This is a genomic window from Pseudomonas fluorescens, assembly GCF_902497785.1.
GTDB classification, from domain to species: Bacteria; Pseudomonadota; Gammaproteobacteria; order Pseudomonadales; family Pseudomonadaceae; genus Aquipseudomonas; species Aquipseudomonas fluorescens_BO.
On record NZ_CABVHK010000009.1, the window covers coordinates 146,960 to 165,525 of the forward strand.

Below are 18,566 nucleotides of genomic sequence, written 5' to 3' on the forward strand. Positions count from 1 at the left end.
TGGGAGCTCCTGTGCTCAGACGACTGCGCTGACGGGAATCAGGGTCGGTTGGCGCAACTCACGCAGTTCGCGGGATGAGGTTTGCAACAAGGCCGCGACGGCTGTGCCGTCGATCCGGCTGTTCACCTGGAACGGCGCCTGTTTGCGCAGGCGGGCCAGACGCCAACGCAGGGGTGCCCTGAGGTGTACGTGCTCATGCACAAAACCACGCCAGCACAAACTGGTTGTGCCACGACGGTTGGCACCGGTGGCGATCATCAGCGTCACCAGCGGCAATTCATCTTCGCTCAGCAAATCCACTCGAACAGTACCGCCGTTAAAGGGGACCGCGGTGCGCACGATCAAGGGGTAATCCACCACAAACTGCGAAGGCAGGATTTGTGTGGTCCATACCGCACCTCGCTCCAGAACCACCCGCCCCTGCTCGCTGCGCAGATCGCCAAGGAAAAAATCGGTGAGGCGCACATGGGCAAACCCGAGCAAGCATTCCGGGCCGTCGAGCATCGCGTCCAGGTACTGGTCGTGACTCATGTTGACGATGGTGGAACCGGTAAATTCGCGTCCGCCCGGTTGGTAGTCGCTGCTGGGCAATTGCCCTTGCGGTGCCCCTTCACCCAACCACACATGGACAAAACCATTCGCCTCGCTGACCGCAAAGGCACGCGCGGCATAACGTGCAGGCACACGCTCATCGGTATGCAGGTTGGGGATCTGCGTACAGCCACCACTGGCGCCATCAAAGGTCCAGCCGTGATAACCGCACTGCAGACCGGACTCGACGACTCGCCCCAAAGCCAGCGGCACCCGCCGATGTGGGCAACGGTCTTCCAGGGCAAAGGCCTGGCCGGCTGCGTTTCGGAACAGGACCAGTTCCTCGCCGGCAAAGGCCACGGCCAATGGCACTTGATCTTTCACGGCCTCGCAAAGCGCCATGGCCCACCAGCCAGGGGTCATCATCGGGCTGCCTCTTTGTTATTGGTCTTGGGCAAATGCGTTGAACGCAGTCAGCGCTAACGGTAGTGCTTCGCGGCAGAGAGAGCAAACACAAATAAACAGTATTTTGTTTTCTGTTGAAATTATTTACAGCCAACGAAAACCGCAAGATGTGGCCACAACCCTCTACGAACCTTGGTTCAATAGACACATTTCCGCTCTTTAGGCCACCTACAAATGGACATTTCTTCTATTAGTGATCATGTTCTAATGGAAAATAGCTAGCGAGCAATCCATAAGCCTGATTACCATTAGCTTGCTCATTAACTCCAAGGTGCGCTGACGATGACCCAATCCACCCTCGGCTTTGTCCTCCATGACGTTGCGCGCGAGGTGAAACATGGCTGAGCCGACATTGCAGCGCCCTGCCGTGCACGCCGAAGCCCGACCGCTCGAGCCCGTGGAAAAACCCCGGATGCAGGCGCCCGAGGCTTCCGCCCTTGATGGCGATGCTCAAGAACCGAATGACACGGCGCGCCAACGCTGGCGCATCGGTCTGTTTTTGCTGGCACCGATCAGTGTCGTGGCCTGCGCCGCCTGGTATGTGTTGGGTGGCCAGGTCGTGAGTACCGACAACGCTTATATCCAGGCCGAGCGGGTGGGAGTTTCAACCGATGTCGCCGGGATCGTCGCGGCCATTGAAGTCAGTGACAACCAGACCGTGAGCAAAGGCCAGGTCTTGTTCCGCCTCAAGCCCGAGCCGTTTGAAATCGCCGTGGCCAGCGCCAGGGCGCAGCTGGAGAACGCGCGCAACCAGATCCTCTACCTCAAGGCGAGCTACAACCAATCTCTGGCCGAAATCGCCCAGGCTGAAGCCAAATTGCCGTTTTACCAGACCAATCTGCAACGGCTGGAAAAGCTGGTCAGCGTTGCCGCCGTCTCAAGGACTATCTACGACGACGCCCACCAGGACCTCGACAATACCCGTCAGCAAGTATCGGTCGCCAAGGCCCAGGCTGCCGCGGCGTTGGCCCAACTGGGTGGGCGCCTGGACAGACCACTTGAGCAGCATCCTTCCTACTTGCAGGCGCTGGCGGCCCTGAATGAAGCCGAACGCAACCTGCGAAACTCCGTGGTCATCGCCCCGTTCGACGGCGTCGTCACCAACGTTGACTCGCTGCAAGTGGGCGCGTATCTGCAACCACCCCAATCGGGCTTCAGCCTGGTCTCCAGCGAGCGACTGTGGGTCGCGGCGTCCCCGAAAGAAACCGAGCTGACCAACGCCCGGATTGGCCAGGGCGTCACCATCGAGGTAGACACTTATCCGGGTATCACCTGGCATGGCACCGTGGAAAGCATCAGCCCGGCCTCCAGTTCGAGCTTCTCCCTGCTGCCGGCCCAGAACACCACGGGCAACTGGGTGAAAGTCGTGCAGCGCATTCCGGTACGCATCCATATCGACGATGCTGTCGGCAAACCGGCGCTGCGCCATGGCATGAGCGCCGTGGTAGATATCGACACCGGCACCGCACGAGGCCTGCCCAAGCCACTGGCAAACCTGCTCGCACGCCATCATGAATGACGTGTCCGGACCGCTGCCGCCCTCGCCGCTGCGGGTACTGATCACACTGTGCGTGGTGCTGGCGGTGGTCATGCAGGCGCTGGACACCACCATCGCCAACGTCGCACTGCCCTTTATGCAGGGCAGCGTATCGGCCAGCGCCGATCAGATTAACTGGGTGCTGACTTCCTACATCGTCGCCACAGCCATCATGACGCCGCCCTCGGCATTCCTTGCCCGACGCTTCGGTCGCAAGCGCGTATTGCTGTGGTCGATCTTCGGTTTTGTATTGGCCTCGGTGCTCTGTGGCATCGCCCGCTCCCTGGAAGAAATCATCCTGTTCCGCCTGCTGCAAGGGGTGGCCGGGGCGGCATTGGTGCCCTTATCGCAAGGCATTCTGCTGGATATTTACCCGCAGAAAGACCGAGGGTCGGCAGTGGCCCTGTTCGGGGTATCGGTCATGGTCGGCCCGGTATTAGGTCCGATGCTCGGCGGCTGGCTGACGGAACACCTCAGCTGGCGCTGGGTGTTCTTCATCAACCTGCCTATCGGGTTGCTGGCCTTTATCGGCATGACCCGCTTCATACGGGAAACCCCGGCCGACAAGACTGCACGCCTGGACTGGCTGGGCTTTGGCTCGCTCAGCGTGGCGATCATGTCGATTCAATTGTTCCTCGACCGCGGCGAACAACTGGGCTGGTTCGACTCCGGGGAAATCATCCTGGAAGCGCTGGTGGCCGCCGTCGCTTCGTACATCTTCATTGTCCACACCTTCACTCATGACAAGCCCTTTATCAGCCTGAAGCTGTTCAAAGATCGCAATTACTCGGTGGCGGTGGTGTTTATCTTTATCATTGGCATCACCTACCTGGCCTCGCTGGCACTGATGACACCCTACCTGCAAACCCTGATGGGGTACCCGGTGCTCACCGCCGGCATGGTCATGGGGCCACGCGGACTGGGGACGATGCTCAGCATGTTCCTTGCCGGGAAGATCATCGGCAAAGTGGATATTCGCTGGATACTGTTTTGCGGTTTGTTGCTGTCCGCCTGGTCGATGTACATGATGACCGGCTGGACGCCGGCCGTGTCCATCGACACCATCATCTACGTCGGCTTTATTCAGGGCGCGAGCCTGGGTCTGTTGTTCGTCCCGCTGACCACCATCGCCTTTACCACCCTGCCCCCGCATTTGCGAGGCGAAGCCACGGGCCTGTACAACCTGTCACGCAACGTCGGTTCGAGCGTTGGCATCTCGATCGTTACGGTGCTGCTGGCGCAAAACACCCAGATAAACCATGCCGAAATCGGTGCATACGTGACGCCGTTCAACCGCCTGTTCGATGCCTGGCCTGTCAACCATCAGCTCAATCCATTGACCGCCAGCGGGCGTGCAGCACTGGATGGCTTGATCACTGTGCAGGCCAGCTGGGTGGCTTACCTGGATGACTTCAAGCTGCTGATGTGGTTATCCATCGGCGTCATACCGCTGCTGCTGATATTCAGGACGGCGAAGTCTCAAGCGAATCAGGCCTCGTAGCGAAAACGTCCCACCGCCACATTCAGCTCATCGGACAGCTCGCGCAAAGACACCACGGCTCCGGATACCTGATGGGTGATCGCATCACCCTCGCCGGCCATGCGTGCGATGTGCTCGACGTTGGCCACGATGCCTCGCCCACCCTCGCTCTGCACGCTTACCGCATCGGCGATCCGGTCAACCCCGCGCGTAGAGTCACCCACCAGTTCCGTTGCCTGCTGCAGGGTGCTTTCCAACTCACTCAGCAGCCGGCCGCTTTCTTCCAATGCCACAGTGCCCGCGCTCAATGCCTGGTCGACGATCCCGGACTGGCTCTCCAGCTTCAACGTCAGCTGGTTGATCGAGTTGGCCGCCAGCGCAGAGCGTTGTGCCAGGTTACGCACTTCGTCGGCCACCACGCTGAAGCCGCGCCCCCTCTCTCCGGCACGCGCCGCTTCGATGGCCGCATTGAGCGCCAGCATGCCCGTCTGCGCGGAGAGGTCCTTGACCTGACCGATGCTGGCGGTAATCGCTGTCGTACTTTCGACAAAATCGCCCACCGAAGCGCGAACCGGTGTTCAAAGGTCGTTAACCAATAAGGCAGGGGCAAGAGATGCTGCAGTACCAAGCACCACTGGAGGAGTTCAACTTCCTCGCTCACAAGGTTCTTCGACTTTCAGAGCTGTTGCCTCTGCTGCCAGAGCACCACCATATCGACGCCGACCTGTTCAGGGCCACTCTGGAGGTCGGTGCCGAGCTCACCCAAGAGCAACTGCTGCCCTTGAACGGCAGCGGCGATGCCGAGGGTTGCAGGCTTGAACAGGGTGGGGTCAAAACCCCACAGGGCTTCAAGTCAGCTTACCGCCTGTTTCAGGAGAACGGCTGGCCTGCTCTGACGGTCCCACTGTCCATTGGGGGGCAAGGTTTCCCAGGAACGGCAGGTGTCTTTTTTGACGAGATGCTCGCCTCCACCAACCTGTCTTTCAGCATTTTCGCCAACGTGCGCGAAGGTGTTCTCCGTTGTGTCGACCGATTCGGCGATGAGCGGGTTCGATCCCTGTTTTCCGACAAGCTAGCCAGTGGCGAATGGCTTGGCACCATGTGCCTTACCGAGCCTCAGGCTGGCAGCGATCTTGGTTTGATTCGCACGACTGCAGTCACACAGTCGGACGGCTCCTACCTCCTGAGTGGAACCAAGATATTCATCTCGAACGGCGATCACGACCTGACCGAGAACATCGTTCACCTGGTGCTCGCCAGAACGGAAGGGGCCCCGGCAGGTACTGGCGGCCTCAGCCTATTCGTCGTGCCGAAATACCAATTGGAGGTTCCTGCCTCAGCCAACGGGGTGTCGGTCATCGCGCTTGAGCACAAGCATGGCATTCGTGCCAACGCCACATGCGCCCTGGCATTCGAGAATGCCAGGGGCTACCGCGTCGGCGAATTGAACCGTGGCCTTGCCTGCATGTTCCTGCTGATGAACAGCGCACGGCTCGCCGTCGGTGTCCAAACCGTAGGTTTGACCGAGGTCGCTTACCAGAACGCGCTGCGCTACACCCAGGAGCGCTTGCAAGGCCGCGCGCTGAATGGTGCCACGCACCCCGATCAACCCGCTGACCCTCTGTTAAGTCATATTGGCGTCAAGTCGAGCCTTGTTCAGCAGCGGCTGTTTATTGAGCCAGCACGCTTGCTCTGCGCCTGGGTCGGCACCCTGCTTGATGAAGCGCGTTGCCACCCGGATGACGCGCGACGTAAGCAGGCCTCACAGCTGGCAGAGTTGTTGACCCCCATCGTCAAGGGCTACCTGTCTCAGCACGCGGGTACACATATCTCGTCCGCTCTCCAGCTGTTCGGTGGGCACGGTTACATCGTCGAAACCGGCATGGAGCAGCTGCTGCGCGATGCGGCCATCTGTCCGATCTATGAAGGCACAAACTACATCCAGTCTCTGGACTTGCTGGGGCGCAAGACCCTGAGCGATCAGGGACAGCGCTTGGGGATCTTCCTCAGCCACATCCCCGCGCTAGCCGAGCGTCTGCGCCAGCGTCCAGGACTGGAAGGGGTCGTCACGACCTTGGCGTCATGGGGGGCCGAGTTCGAACCATTGGTTCAGCAACTATCGGTCGATACGGTTTTCAACCGGGACGTTGTGGGTTTGGTTGCGCCGGACTTCCTTGAACTGCTGGGTACCGTTGTTTTTGGCTATTTGTGGGCATGGATCGCGGATGCCGCCGCGCCGTCAACTTCTGATGAAAAATTCCTCAGAAGCAAACCTGCCCTGGCCCGTCGGGATGCCGGGAGAACGCGCGGTCTACAACCCACGGTTGCGCTTCCCGCTCAATCAGCGCGTGGCGTGGCATTGATCATCCGCACAGAACAATAACAAGAGGGCTAGCTGCTATGGCTTTTACCCAAATCGACTACGAGACACACGGCCCTATCAGGGTCATCCGTTTCAATCGCCCAGACAAGCGCAACTGCATTGGGCCAACCACCCACTTGGAGCTGGTGGAGGCCTGGACACGTTTCCGGGATGACCAGAGTGCTCTGGTTGCGATCATCACTGGTGCCGGCGACAAAGCTTTCTGTACCGGTGGAGACCTTGAGGCAGGATTTGACCTGGTGCCTTCCACCGCGGACGAGATTGCTGCGCACGACCGCGGCGAGCGCCCGGGTATTCTCGGACCCAGCCGTTGGACGGACATCTACAAGCCCGTGATCGCTGCTGTGAATGGCGCTGCCTACGCCGGCGGCCTGGAATGGGCCTGCTTCGCAGACATGCGCATCGCCGAGGAGCACGCCTCCTTCGGTGTGACCTGTCGCCGCTGGAACATTGGCCTGGCCGATGGCGGCAGCCAACGCCTGCCGCGCATCGTGGGGTTGGGCAGGGCAATGGAGCTGATCCTGACAGGCAAGGTCATCTCGGCCTCTGAAGCCCTCTCCATTGGCTTGGCCAATGAAGTGGTCCCCAAAGGGCGCTCACTGGAGCGTGCGATGGAGCTGGCCAAATTCCTCTGTGCCCTCCCTCAACCCGCCATGTGCGCGGACAAGGAGGCCGCGATCCGCGGCTATGGTCAACCCCTGGCTGAGGGCTTGCGCATCGAGGCGGAGTGCTTCAACCGTTCCATCCATCAACCCGAGACCCGCGAGGGGCTGCGTCGCTTTCTTGAGCGCGATCATCCCGACAGACGCTCCGATGCACCAACTAAGACGCCAGGTTTGATCAGGGACTGAGGAGAACACCATGCGATTTAACCTTTTGCTTCAACTACATCTTTTCGCCGTGGCCTTCTGGCTGGGCGTCGTAGCGGTCGAGTACCTGCTTGAACGCACCCGAGCACAGAGTCGGAGTCAGGGCTTCACAGTCGCCAGGCTGCACAGCCAGATCGATCTGTTCTTCGAGATGCCCGCCTTCAGCGTGGTGCTGGTGACCGGATTGCTGCTCATCGAGCCTGCGCGCTTCGACGGCATTTATGCCCTAAAAGTTGTGGCAGGAGGCATCGCTGTTCTCGGCAATGCACTGTGCCTTGTGCCCGTACTGAAGCGACGTGCATCCGCAGAGACAGACGACCTCGCCGATGTCATTTATCAGTCCAAGCTGATCGACCGGATCTCCTTGCTGGCCATCCCGGCTGGGCTAATGGCACTCGCCTGCGGTGTCTATTTGATGGTACTTCGCTGACCCTTTGATAGGTCACGTGGGCTGCGGAGGGTTGGTCACCGACCTCTGATAGACGAGTGACATCTGCACCAGCAGAGCCATGATGGGCTATTCGCGCGTCGGTTCCCAATTGCTATTACGTACTTTACGCACCTGGTCATTCGAGGGTTTTGCCGACGCCGGTTCGACCGGTTTACTATTGTTCGGGTTGCTTCGCAATCGCGGTATGAGGGTGCTTCTTTCGGGATGAATGGGTCGGGCAGTTGCCCGATCCGGTTGATTATCAGTGCCGTTGCGTAGCATCGCCTACCAGCTTCACCGCGACGTTACCTGAGCCATTCCGGCCGGAGTCAAACGGCTACATGTTGTCAATCCGGCATCACCTCCCTTGCAATCAATGCCCCCGGATACTGAATCACCCGCCCGGCCAGCCTATGGCCTTCGGCAGCTGCATGTTGTGGAGTGCCGCCGTCCAGCCTGCTGGCGAGATAACCCGCGTTGAACGAATCGCCAGCGGCCGTGGTATCAACCAAGCTCAGTCACACGAGCAGAGAACCCCTGCTGGTCCTTGTTAAGCAATACTGCCTTGAAACTCATGAGCAATCCCCACGGATAATGATTTGATGCCTCACCACGCCGGCTTATGCTGACATGACGAAGTCAGGTAGAACGAACTGACCGAGTTCCTCAATGACCTCACCTGCGGGGCGTTGGCCGTATTTCAAATTGATGATCACATGGTTAACGCCGATCTCCTGCAAGCTGTGCAGCAGCGGGATCAGGTGATGTCGCCCCAGTTGATAGCCCAGGTGGATCGGCCGAGGTGGTGTCTGCGGGTTATCTGTCAGGTCGATGTATAGCGACTGGGTGAAGGGTTTGAACAGTTCACCACATTCGGCACGAACCGCCTTGCGCCAGTCCTCGACAATCAGCTGCTGAGTCTTCGGTGCACGCGGATAGCTGATCCAGCCATGACTGCAGCGGGCGATCCACTCCAGCGTCTGGCGGCTATGGCCGGTGACGAAGAAAGGAATTTCCGCCGTCGTCGGCTTGGGAATCAGATCGGCCCCCTCAAGCGTGCCGCCGGACCAGGTCAAAGGCACGAAACTGCTGCGCTGAACCTCGCGAAATACCTTGAGGTATTCGCGGAACAGGCTGTCGCGTTGCTCCGGGTCGACACCGAATGCCGGAAACTCTACTGGACGGTCACCGGAAGCCACGCCGAGTAACAGGCGGCCACCGCTGAGCTGATCGACACTAGTTGCGGCCTTGGCGGTGTGTAGGGGATTGCGGATTGGCAGGATGACCGACGCGGTGCCCAGCGCAATCGAGCGAGTGTGTGCCGCCATAAAACCCAGGTAGACCCAGGGATCGAAGACCTGGCCCGAATCACCGAAGCTGGGGTCGCGTAACGGCACGTCGCGAAACCAGAGGGCAGAGAAACCCAGCTTCTCGGCGCGTTGGGCCAGGTTCACTTGGTCGAGCATACTCGGCGTATCGCCGGTAAAGGCTTCGAGGGGGAAGAAAAGACCTAGGCTCAGGCGGCCTTGGCGGTAGGTGTGCTGAAAGCCAGGTTGTTGCTGATAGGGAATGGAATTCGGAGTTAACATCTTCTCTCCTACATATTTCAAAATATAGATTTTGAAGGGCTGAAAAAACGCCTGCGAGCAGGCATCAAATCAGCGCTTTCAAGGCCACCTGGAACGCCGCGATGTTCTGCTCATGGCGTTTGTAATAAGTCCAGGGACCGATGCGTTGTGAGGTCACCAGTTGCGCCCGCTGCAAGGCAGCGAGATACAGCGAGACGGTCGACTGCGACAGGCCTACCCGATCCTGGATGATGCTCACGCAGACACCGACCTGCTCAGGATCCACCTCCTGCTCGGGGAAATGATGACGCGGATCCTTCAGCCAACTGAGGATGTTCAGGCGTGTTGGGTTGTCTAGCGCCTTCAGCGCTTCGCTTACGTCGATACTCATAGGTCACGCACGATAACTATTTTTTGCTATATTACGATATGCCCGCTCAACCGACAATGCGCCGGCCCCCGAACCGTATCGCTCGGGGGCCGGCACCTCGAGCGGACTATCCGCCATAGGTCGGATAGTCGGTGTAGCCGACAGCGGTTCCGCCGTACATGCTGGCCGGATCGACCGGGTTCAGCGGCCAGCCATTGGCAATCCGCTTGGGCAGGTCCGGGTTGGCGATGAACGGACGGCCGAAGGCGACCAGATCGCCCCAGCCCGCCTCGAGCACACGCTTGCCTCGCTCGGCGGTGTATTTGCCGGCATAGAGGATGCGCCCGCTGAAGACCTCGCGCACCGCGCTGCGGAAGCTTTCCGGCAGCTCCGGTGCGTTTTCCCAATCCGCCTCGGCCAGCGACAGGTAAGCGATGCCGACTTCTTCCAGCACCTTGACCGCTTCGACATAGGTCTCGTGTGGGTTTTCTTCGACCAGGCCGAGATATACGCGGGCCTCGTCGGTGCTGGCGAACAACGGGGCGAAACGCACGCCGAGCCGGTCTTTACCGACCACCGCGGCCACCGCCTGGGTCACCTCACGGAGGAAGCGCAGGCGATTTTGCAACGAGCTGCCGTACTCGTCGTCGCGCTGATTGCTGTGCGCGGAAATGAACTGGTTGATCAGATAACCGTTGGCGGAGTGGATTTCCACGCCGTCGAAACCGGCGTCGAGGGCGTTGCGAGCGGCCTGTGCATAGAGCTGTACCAGCTCCTTGACCTCGGCGGTGGTCAGTGCACGTGGCATCGAAGGCGGCGCCAGGGCGCCGGTGCCGGGACCTGTCTCGATGAATACGCTGACGCCCTCGGCCGGGATCGCCGATGGCGCCACCGGGGCTTCGCCATTGGGTTGCAACGAGGTGTGCGAGACCCGGCCGACATGCCAGAGCTGAGCGAAGATGGTGCCGCCCTCGGCGTGTACCGCATCGGTCACTTTGCGCCAGCCGAGGATCTGTTCGGCACTGTGGATGCCCGGGGTCCAGGCGTAGCCCTGGCCGCGCGGCTCGATCTGGGTGCCCTCGGTGACCATGAAGCCGGCACCGGTACGCTGGCGGTAGTAGGTCGCCATCAGGTCATTGGGAATGTTGCCTGGCTGCGAGCTACGCGAACGGGTCAGCGGCGGCAGGACGATGCGGTTTTTCAGGCTGTAGGGGCCCAGCGTGGTGCTTTCGAAAAGAATGGAATCTTTCATGTGTAACTACCTATATATTTGCGTTTGTAGATAAATAGATGCTAGTGCCTGGACAGGCACCTCTCGAGCGCTCCGTTTAGAACAGGCCGGTGGACGTCCAAGCCCAGTCGCGTCCCTGCCGCCGCAAAGCGGCAGGGACGCGACTGGAGCGCCTTGTTGGGTTTGCTTAGCCGGGTAGCTTGGCCGCCAGGACGTCAACCTTCTCGATTGACGGCGGTTTGGCAAACAGCTCGGCAGCCTTTGCCATAAGCGCCGCTGCGACCTTGCCCGAAAGATGAGCCTGCCGACCTGCTTCATCCGGGAAGGCGTCAAAGATGCCAAAGGTGGACGGCCCCAAGCGGATTCCGAACCACGCCGTAGTGGCTGGCTCTTCCTCCACTATTGGAAGGCCATTCAAGAGAAAGTTCTCTACCTCTTTCTCTTTCCCAGGCTTTGCTTCCAGACGAACGAACAACGCTACTTTGACCATGACGTACCTCCTGTTGTTACGACGACATCACCATGCGTGACGTATTCCAGTAAGCCCAACGCGATATTCGCCGATTTGCCGCCCAGCTCCAGCGTGGCGGGGATGAAGGGGCAGCGTCGAGTCATTTCCGCAGTCGCGGGAAAGGCGACTCTGCCCTCTCCTGGTCTTTCACGAACTGCCTCTACCGAGATACCGTGACGACGATCTTGCCGAACTGCTGGTTCGATTCCATGTAACGGTGCGCTTCGACGATCTGCTCGAAGGGGAAGGTCTTGGCAATGATCGGCTTCAGCTGTCCGGCCTCGAGGCCGCGCGTGATAAAGGCTTGCGCAGGCGCCAAGCGTTGCGGATCACCGGTCAGTTCGAACAGCGTGTAGCCGCGCACGCTCAGGGCCTTGTTCATCGCTACCAAGGCCGGGAACGGCGTCTCCTGACCGCTGAGATTGCCATAGATGAAAAGCAGGCCCTGCTGACTCATCGCTTGCGCCAGTGTTTCGACTTGCGGCCCCGCGACCGGGTCGAAGGCGATGCGCGCGCCGCGGCCGTCGGTGATCCGCATTACCTCCGCGACCAGGTCCTGCTCCTCGGTGGCGATCACATGCGCCGCCCCCGCCTCGCGTAGCGCCGCCTCCTTCGCGCGCGTCCGGGTCGTCGCGATCGGAATGGCGCCGACGCTGTTGGCGATCTGGATCGCGGCCAAGCCGACGCTGCTCGAAGCCGCCGTGATGATCACCGCATCACCGCGCTTGAGTTGGGCAATCTCGATCAGTGCGCCATAGGCGGTCAGATACTGCATCCAGATCGCCGCCCCCTTCACCGCGCCGACGCCCGCCGGCCGCTTCAGAACCCCCGTGGCCGGCACGATCGCCTGCTCGGCATAGACGCCAAACTTGTTCATGGAAAAAGCCGGAATCACGCTGACCGCTTCGCCAACCTCGAAGCCGTGAACGCCGCTGCCCAGCGCCTCGACGATGCCGGAAGCTTCGTAGCCGAGCCGGGCCGGCAGATGCGTCGGCTCCAGGTACACACCCGAGCGGAACATGGCTTCCGCGCGATTCAGGCCGATCGCCTCGACGCGGATGCGCAGCTCGCCGGAGCCCGGAGCGCCAACTTCGAGCTCTTCGATCTGCAAGACTTCGGGGCCGCCGATCTGATGAAAACGGACAACACGGGTCATTTTGGGTCTCCTTCTATTGAGGGATGGGAGCAGCGAGCCAGCCCTTGGCTGGCGCAGGTTAGCCGCCCCGCGCGTTACAACGTCGCTTCGGTCTGTGTGTCCGGTGCGTGGCTACTTCACGGACATGCAAATGCTATTCGCCATATATAGATTTGTAAATATGTAATTTTAATAATTTTATGCCCGTCCCTGCTCCCCCTATCTACGCTGCCTATGAACTCTCCCTGTCGAAAAAAATGCTGCCATCCGCTAAGTGCGCCACGGCGTGGTTCGCTCTTCGCCGGTCATCTGGGTCGCCTATGTAATCATGCCGTTATTTGCGCTCGCCAATGCCGGCGTAAGCCTTGATGGCGTCAATCTGGCCAATGAAGGCTCTTTGACGGTCATGCTCGGTGTGTCGTTGGCACTGCTCCTGGGCGCAAGAGCGCCAGCTATTCAGCCCAGCAGGTTTGCCTCACTCGGACGGCCGGGTACCTGGCAAACCTTCGGCTACTTTCATGCACGAAGGCAAACGCATGACAAACACCCACACTGACCACCACAGCCCGTGGTCTGTCTTTCTCATCTTTCTGCGCCTTGGACTGAGCTCCTTCGGCGGCCCCATCGTGCACTTAGGCTATTTCCGTGACGAGTTCGTCACACGACGGCGCTGGTTGTCCGAACGCAGTTATGCAGACTTGTTGGCACTGTGCCAATTCCTGCCAGGGCCTGCAAGCAGTCAGATCTGGATGTTATCGATCGGTGCCAAAACCATGTACTGGCCGGATCTCGGGTGAGACGTCACTACCTGTATCATGATTACGCCGAAGAAAAGAAGCGCGCTTGGAACCTGCTGGGTGATCGACCCAGTGCAGTTTTGTCCTCCACTTACGATCATCAACCGACCGAATCAATGATGTCTTTTCCAGCGTACGCCGCCACTGGATCACTACCACTTTCATAAGCCGGCATCATTAGTGCTGAGTTCTCATAGATTCGTAGATTACGTCCATGCAGCGACCCAGCACTTCATTAAACAACCAGCGAAAGAGATCGCTGTCGCGAAAACGGCCGTGTGGATTTTTAAAACGTCGAATGATTGGGTATTTCATCTTCAAGGCTCAACCGGCAGAACCAGCGATACGCCATATTCAATGGGCCTTCGCACAATCGCGGCTCTGAGCGAATGCCGTAGCAATAGCCCACGTCCAGCATGCAGATCATCAGTTCAAGATCAATCGACGGACGGACGGCCTATCTAGCTATAGAAATCCGCGAGAAGCGGACATCTAGCGTGAAATCCACGACTGCCATTCTTGGGTCGTGTTTCCCCCGGAACTCGTACCAGAGCCAGTCAAAACTTTGTGGGATAACACATCCAGACAGTGCTCACAGTTTCCTTGGGTGTCCCAGGATCGCGCGTGGATATCGACTGTACTGACCGTGCTAACAAGCAAGGTCAAGCTCCTGCAAAACCTTCCCCCCACTAAGTAGTGGGGTGCAGCCGCGAGGGGGGGGGCTGAGCAGAAGACCCACAGTGACCGCGCACGGGTCCTGGGGTTAAGCCTGATGTTGGCACGCAGGGCTGGGGCGAACGCAACGCTATAGGAGCTTCCAGGTATAACTGAGGACGACGCGATACTCGTCAATATCAGTTCTGTAATTAGACCGCGCTACCGCGTCGCGAAGCCTGATGCCGAATCCCTTGACAGGCCCGCTCTGGAAAACATAAGACATATCGATATCGCGTTCGCTGTCTTTACCTTCATAGCCGCGCCCTGTCTCAACGTTGTTCCCCACGACGTATCTAGTCGAAAACAGCAGGCCCGGTACCCCCACCGCCGCAAAGTCATAGTCGTAACGCACCTGATAAGACACCTCGTCTTGTGATGAAAAGTCATAAGTGGGCAGTTCATTGGCCAAGGGCGCAATATTGGCGAACACCCGGGGGAACGCGGTGTCACCGTACATTCTTTGGTACCCTACGGTCACAGCATGCCCGGACCTTGCCACCCCGAGTGTGCCATACAGAGCGCGGTTATCGACCTTCCCGATTAGGTGATCACCATCTTCAACAGCATCATACTGTGCCAACGTACCGCTTAGTGACCAACGCCCCACTAACTGCTTATGCTTAATGCCAACATAACTCTGCCGGTAAATGTCCTCCAGTTGGGCGTACCAACCACTGACGGTGGTACGTGACTCATTAAAACTATAGTCACCCCCCATATAATTAAAGGCATCACTGGGCGACGCGCGTTGCGGGATATAGCCCAACATGGCGATCAATTTTTCGTCCCCGGCTTCATTTCGAAGGCTAGTCGATTTGATACGCCCGCCTTGAAGGGTCAGTCCAGCAAGTTCGCTACTGGAAAAGGAGACACCCTGATAGGATGGTGGAAGCAACCGAATGTCGCTGAAGGGCAACACGGGAATGTCGGGTTGAAGTTCACCCAGTCTCAGCTCGGTTTTAGAAAACCTGGCTTTTAAGGTTGGCCCCAAACGACTGTAATCGTCGGCAGGGGCCCCGCTATCCTTGATAGACAGCAAGCCCGTCCCTACCCGCCCACGGCCACTATCGAGTTTGAGACCCAAGGTGGCAACAGCATCGATACCAAACCCAACAGTACCTGGGGTATAACCGGATTTGAAATTAAGAATGAAGCCTTGAGCCCACTCTTCAGCCTTGGGTTTCTCGGTCCCACGAATATCTAAGTAGTTGCGTTGAAAGTAGTAATTTCTGGCTTGCAGTGTAGCGGTTGAATCTTTAAAAAAATCCGAATCCTCAGCCCATGCCAAGCCCGGCGCACAAAAATACAGTAACGCCGGCCACACGAGTGGCGCGCAATTTTTGTTGTTCACGATTTCACCCTTTTTATTTTTATAGAATGATCATTGCGTGCAGCTGAAAGCGACGATCAACCCGGCAACTGAGCACCGTTGAATAATTGATCGTCACTGGATTTCTAAATTACCGCGTCATACAACCAAGAGAGACCGGCATACGCCTGTTCAGGAGTACGGGTGCCGAGCATGTTGTTACGTAGTTCGGCCGCAACTCCCTCGGCGTGGTAGAACTCACCATGAACACGTGCCATGACCTGACAACGGCCCGTGCGAAGGTATCGGCGAGCCTGATAGGCTTTAAAAGCCGACTCAAAATCACCCTGACACTTTTCGATCTCCTGTGCGAGTACGACGCCATCCTCCATCGCCATACACGCCCCTTGTGCAAGGTATTGCAACATGGGATGCGCTGCATCGCCCAGAAGTGTGGTACGTCCCTGACTCCAGTTTTTCACGGGTTCACGATCGCACAATACCCACATCCGCCAGCTTTCAATTTTGGACAGGAGCGTTTGTACGGTGTCACACGTGCCGGCAAACCGACGGCGTAATTCTTCAGGGTCGCCCTCGGTGTTCCAACCCTCTACATAGCGGTCGCTGTGGAAGACTGCCACCAGGTTGAATAGTTTTCCACCTCGAAGCGGGTACTGGACCAGGTGGGACTTTGGCCCCCCCCAAAGAATCATCGAGTTGCGTCGAAACTCAAGCGGCACGTCCTCAATGGGCAACACCGCCCGGTACGCAATGTGCCCGGAGACCACAGGCGCACCGTCACCGACAATTTTCTCTCTGACTTTCGACCACAATCCATCTGCGCCAATCAGTGCGCAACCCCGAATGGTTTCACCTTGGTCAGTGGTCACGCATACGGACAGGCCATCATCTTCGTAGCCCACCACTTTTGTGGCGATCCTGAATTCGACATCAGCGGACTCGCGACACGCGGCCAGAAGAACCGAATGCAGGTCCGCACGATGCACCAAGGCGTAGGGATACTTGAAACGTTCCCGAAACGCTGCGCCTGTCGGGATGGTGGTAACCATCTCAGCGCTGACACTGTCCATGAAGATCAAATCATCGGGTAACACGGTCAGTTCGCGTACTTGATCAGCAACGCCGAGCGTCTCCAACACGCGAAAACCGTTAGGGCCCACCTGGATCCCCGCACCGACTTCGCGAAACTCTTCGGCCTGTTCGATCAAGAGCGTTTTGAAGCCCTTATGTGAGAGTGCCAGCGCTGCTGCCAGACCACCAATGCCCCCCCCAATGATTACAATTGGATCTTGTAGGCTCATGACGACACGACCTCGACAACAATTTCACCAATCCCTTCAATTCGTGCTTTGATCTGATCACCGTGAACAATGGGACCCACACCTTCGGGCGTTCCGGTGTACAACAAATCACCCGGCTCAAGTGTGTAATAGGTCGAGGCGAATTCGATCAGCTCTGCCACGTTCATGATCAAATCCCGAGTATTGGCGTGCTGGCGTTTCTCACCATTAACCTCCAGCAGCAACTCCAAGCCCTGTGGGTCGCTGAGCTCATCAGCCGTGACAAGCCATGGCCCCAACACCGAGTAAGTGTCCAACGATTTGCGCAAGCTTCGCTCTTCAGGCCCGCGGATCGTGATGTCCAGGCCAATGCTGTATCCGGCAACATAGGCCAGTGCGTCTTTCGCCTTCACATCCTTGGCACGCTTGCCAATAACAGCGACTAGCTCGATTTCGTGATCGGTACGGCGCTCTGGAAGATTAATCACAATCGGTTTACTGACACCGATCAGCGAGCTGGTAGCTTTCAGGAAGAGGCCCGTCTCCTGGATTTTTCGGACATTGGCACGTGTAAACGTCTCCGTGTCTGCGATGGCTTCATCAAGGTGAGCTTGATAGTTGACAGGCGCAGCCACAATTTTGCCTGGGTTACCGACGGGGCTAAGCAGCTCGACATCGCTTAACTTGAAGACCGCTGCGCTTCCCTTGGCAAGCGAGATTTCGGGGCGTAGCTCGGCCAGGTTAGCGATCAGCAGGTCATGGCGCGGAAACGGATAACGGGCAGGTGACAAAATACGCAGTGCTTGGGAAACGTCATAGACAATGTCGCCCTCAATCAGGCCCAAACGGTTATCGTTAAACAGACAAATTTTCATGGTTTTTCTCCTGGTGTAGTAGTTGCGCTCGGATTGATTTCGCTGCGCCAAAAACCGAGGTGTTCTTGCAACGGTCGATCGGAAAAGCTGAACAGTACGCATTGCTCGTCCGCCTCAAAACAACGCCATGCCCAACCCGGAACAACAAATACGTCGTCCTTGCAGGCTGTCCACGTTTGGTCACCGACCTGAACGCGCAGGCTGCCTTCAACCACGCAGCAAACAGCTCCGTCGGTTTCACGAAAGCTCGTGCCCTTGAACCCTGCTGGGAACATCTGCATAAAGGCACCCATCGAGCGAATCGGGGACAGCCCATTCGTTGGGTTGGTAAACATCAGTTTGAAACCGTTGCACGCGTCCCACTCATCGACGAGCGACAACTGTTCAAGCGCTGCACGCGTGCGCGAATAGGGGTAGTGAAAAAGTGGGCTGACGGGGCCGCCGTGGGTGTCGCCTACAGGTCTCAGGCCAGCGGCGAATCGCGCATTGGAGTCGCCTGTCGGGCGTGTCAGGGCCTGACGTAGATTCGGGTCATCAGCAGAGAAACCGGCGTTGAGCATTTGCACAACAGGCACATCCAGGCCGTCCAGCCACATCACAGGTTCCGTGCCCTGCGCACCATGGTCATGAAAAACGTTCGTGGGCGTGATGACAAAGTCACCCGGGTTCATTAGTACCTTTTCGCCATGCACCGTAGTGAACCCACCCTGGCCACTTAAAATCAGTCTTAGCGCAGACGCCGTATGGCGATGACTGGGGGCGACCTCCCCGGGCAGGATCATTTGAATACCCGCATAGAGGGATGACGTTATCTGCGACTTGCCCCGAAACTTAGGGTTTTCTAGGACAAGCACACGGCGCTCCGCATCTTCGGCGGAGATGACCTCACAGGCCATTTTCATATTTTGGCGAATGGTTTCGGCGCGCCAGATTACGGGGTCCGCCGTCTGCTTGGGCTCGCGCGGGGTAAGCCCGCGCAATACCTCCCAGAGGGGCGTCATGTTGTCATGGGCAATGTGATCTCTAAAGGCATTGTTACTCACAAATATCTCCTTAC

Annotated in this window: 15 protein-coding genes and 6 pseudogenes; 8 read left to right on the top strand and 13 right to left on the bottom strand. The window is 58.3% G+C overall.

The window, feature by feature from the left end:
- Nucleotides 1–15: 15 nt before the first annotated feature.
- On the bottom strand, nt 16–957 hold the full coding sequence (locus F8N62_RS15305; RefSeq protein WP_126588865.1) for a Rieske 2Fe-2S domain-containing protein: 942 nt from the start codon (nt 955–957) through the stop codon (nt 16–18).
- A 376-nt stretch (nt 958–1,333) separates the two neighbouring features.
- On the opposite strand from F8N62_RS15305, the gene F8N62_RS15310 reads away from it, so the two are divergent.
- Together F8N62_RS15310 and F8N62_RS15315 are read left to right on the top strand one after the other, a co-directional pair.
- Complete coding sequence (locus F8N62_RS15310) at nt 1,334–2,515, top strand: HlyD family secretion protein (protein ID WP_057005024.1); 1,182 nt, start codon at nt 1,334–1,336, stop codon at nt 2,513–2,515.
- Complete coding sequence (locus tag F8N62_RS15315; RefSeq protein ID WP_057005023.1) at nt 2,508–4,034, top strand: DHA2 family efflux MFS transporter permease subunit; 1,527 nt, start codon at nt 2,508–2,510, stop codon at nt 4,032–4,034. The genes F8N62_RS15310 and F8N62_RS15315 overlap by 8 nt, the downstream gene beginning before the upstream one ends.
- On the opposite strand, the pseudogene F8N62_RS15320 reads toward F8N62_RS15315, so the two are convergent.
- Nucleotides 4,022–4,576 (bottom strand): annotated as a pseudogene (locus F8N62_RS15320) (methyl-accepting chemotaxis protein); the annotation flags it as partial. The gene F8N62_RS15315 and the pseudogene F8N62_RS15320 sit on opposite strands and share 13 nt — an antisense overlap.
- Nucleotides 4,577–4,626: 50 nt before the next feature.
- Between F8N62_RS15320 and F8N62_RS15325 the strand changes: the two are divergent.
- From F8N62_RS15325 to F8N62_RS15335, 3 genes are read left to right on the top strand one after another with little or no spacing between them, the layout of a single operon-like run.
- Complete coding sequence (locus tag F8N62_RS15325) at nt 4,627–6,396, top strand: acyl-CoA dehydrogenase family protein (protein WP_150709206.1); 1,770 nt, start codon at nt 4,627–4,629, stop codon at nt 6,394–6,396.
- Between the two features lie 17 nt (nt 6,397–6,413).
- Nucleotides 6,414–7,247, top strand: a complete 834-nt coding sequence (locus tag F8N62_RS15330) for an enoyl-CoA hydratase/isomerase family protein (protein WP_032902055.1) — start codon at nt 6,414–6,416, stop codon at nt 7,245–7,247.
- A 10-nt stretch (nt 7,248–7,257) separates the two neighbouring features.
- On the top strand, nt 7,258–7,695 hold the full coding sequence (locus F8N62_RS15335; protein ID WP_032902057.1) for a hypothetical protein: 438 nt from the start codon (nt 7,258–7,260) through the stop codon (nt 7,693–7,695).
- 347 nt (nt 7,696–8,042) lie between these two features.
- On the opposite strand, the pseudogene F8N62_RS15340 reads toward F8N62_RS15335, so the two are convergent.
- The 6 genes and pseudogenes from F8N62_RS15340 to F8N62_RS15365 all read right to left on the bottom strand — a co-directional run.
- Nucleotides 8,043–8,207 (bottom strand): annotated as a pseudogene (locus F8N62_RS15340) (PfkB family carbohydrate kinase); the annotation flags it as partial.
- Between the two features lie 108 nt (nt 8,208–8,315).
- Nucleotides 8,316–9,284 (bottom strand): LLM class oxidoreductase, encoded by a 969-nt coding sequence (locus tag F8N62_RS15345; RefSeq protein ID WP_044275553.1) that lies wholly within the window; start codon nt 9,282–9,284, stop codon nt 8,316–8,318.
- A 64-nt stretch (nt 9,285–9,348) separates the two neighbouring features.
- Nucleotides 9,349–9,654: an ArsR/SmtB family transcription factor gene (locus F8N62_RS15350; RefSeq protein ID WP_017735055.1), complete on the bottom strand. Its 306-nt coding sequence runs from the start codon at nt 9,652–9,654 to the stop codon at nt 9,349–9,351.
- A 106-nt stretch (nt 9,655–9,760) separates the two neighbouring features.
- The gene (locus F8N62_RS15355) at nt 9,761–10,885 is read right to left on the bottom strand and encodes an alkene reductase (protein ID WP_032902060.1); all 1,125 of its coding nucleotides are present in this window, start codon (nt 10,883–10,885) and stop codon (nt 9,761–9,763) included.
- Between the two features lie 166 nt (nt 10,886–11,051).
- Nucleotides 11,052–11,354, bottom strand: a complete 303-nt coding sequence (locus F8N62_RS15360) for a putative quinol monooxygenase (protein ID WP_150578558.1) — start codon at nt 11,352–11,354, stop codon at nt 11,052–11,054.
- Nucleotides 11,355–11,535: 181 nt separating this feature from the next.
- Nucleotides 11,536–12,531, bottom strand: a complete 996-nt coding sequence (locus F8N62_RS15365; RefSeq protein WP_032902064.1) for a zinc-dependent alcohol dehydrogenase family protein — start codon at nt 12,529–12,531, stop codon at nt 11,536–11,538.
- A 289-nt stretch (nt 12,532–12,820) separates the two neighbouring features.
- Between F8N62_RS15365 and F8N62_RS31895 the strand changes: the two are divergent.
- The 3 pseudogenes from F8N62_RS31895 to F8N62_RS31900 all read left to right on the top strand — a co-directional run.
- A pseudogene (locus F8N62_RS31895) lies at nt 12,821–12,949 on the top strand (Na+/H+ antiporter NhaA); the annotation flags it as partial.
- A 97-nt stretch (nt 12,950–13,046) separates the two neighbouring features.
- Nucleotides 13,047–13,262 (top strand): annotated as a pseudogene (locus tag F8N62_RS15375) (chromate transporter); the annotation flags it as partial.
- Nucleotides 13,256–13,474 (top strand): annotated as a pseudogene (locus tag F8N62_RS31900) (site-specific integrase); the annotation flags it as partial. The pseudogenes F8N62_RS15375 and F8N62_RS31900, both read left to right, overlap by 7 nt.
- 46 nt (nt 13,475–13,520) lie before the next feature.
- Here F8N62_RS31900 and F8N62_RS15385 read toward each other — a convergent pair.
- From F8N62_RS15385 to F8N62_RS15405, 5 genes and pseudogenes are all read right to left on the bottom strand, one after another.
- A pseudogene (locus tag F8N62_RS15385) lies at nt 13,521–13,758 on the bottom strand (transposase); the annotation flags it as partial.
- A 354-nt stretch (nt 13,759–14,112) separates the two neighbouring features.
- Complete coding sequence (locus F8N62_RS15390; RefSeq protein ID WP_077748054.1) at nt 14,113–15,375, bottom strand: OprD family porin; 1,263 nt, start codon at nt 15,373–15,375, stop codon at nt 14,113–14,115.
- A 104-nt stretch (nt 15,376–15,479) separates the two neighbouring features.
- Complete coding sequence (locus F8N62_RS15395) at nt 15,480–16,655, bottom strand: 3-hydroxybenzoate 6-monooxygenase (RefSeq protein WP_077748053.1); 1,176 nt, start codon at nt 16,653–16,655, stop codon at nt 15,480–15,482.
- Nucleotides 16,652–17,509 (bottom strand): fumarylacetoacetate hydrolase family protein, encoded by an 858-nt coding sequence (locus F8N62_RS15400; RefSeq protein ID WP_020300858.1) that lies wholly within the window; start codon nt 17,507–17,509, stop codon nt 16,652–16,654. Before F8N62_RS15400 ends, F8N62_RS15395 begins: the two co-directional genes overlap by 4 nt.
- Nucleotides 17,506–18,552 (bottom strand): cupin domain-containing protein, encoded by a 1,047-nt coding sequence (locus F8N62_RS15405; RefSeq protein ID WP_020300859.1) that lies wholly within the window; start codon nt 18,550–18,552, stop codon nt 17,506–17,508. The genes F8N62_RS15400 and F8N62_RS15405 overlap by 4 nt, the downstream gene beginning before the upstream one ends.
- Nucleotides 18,553–18,566 lie beyond the last annotated feature (14 nt).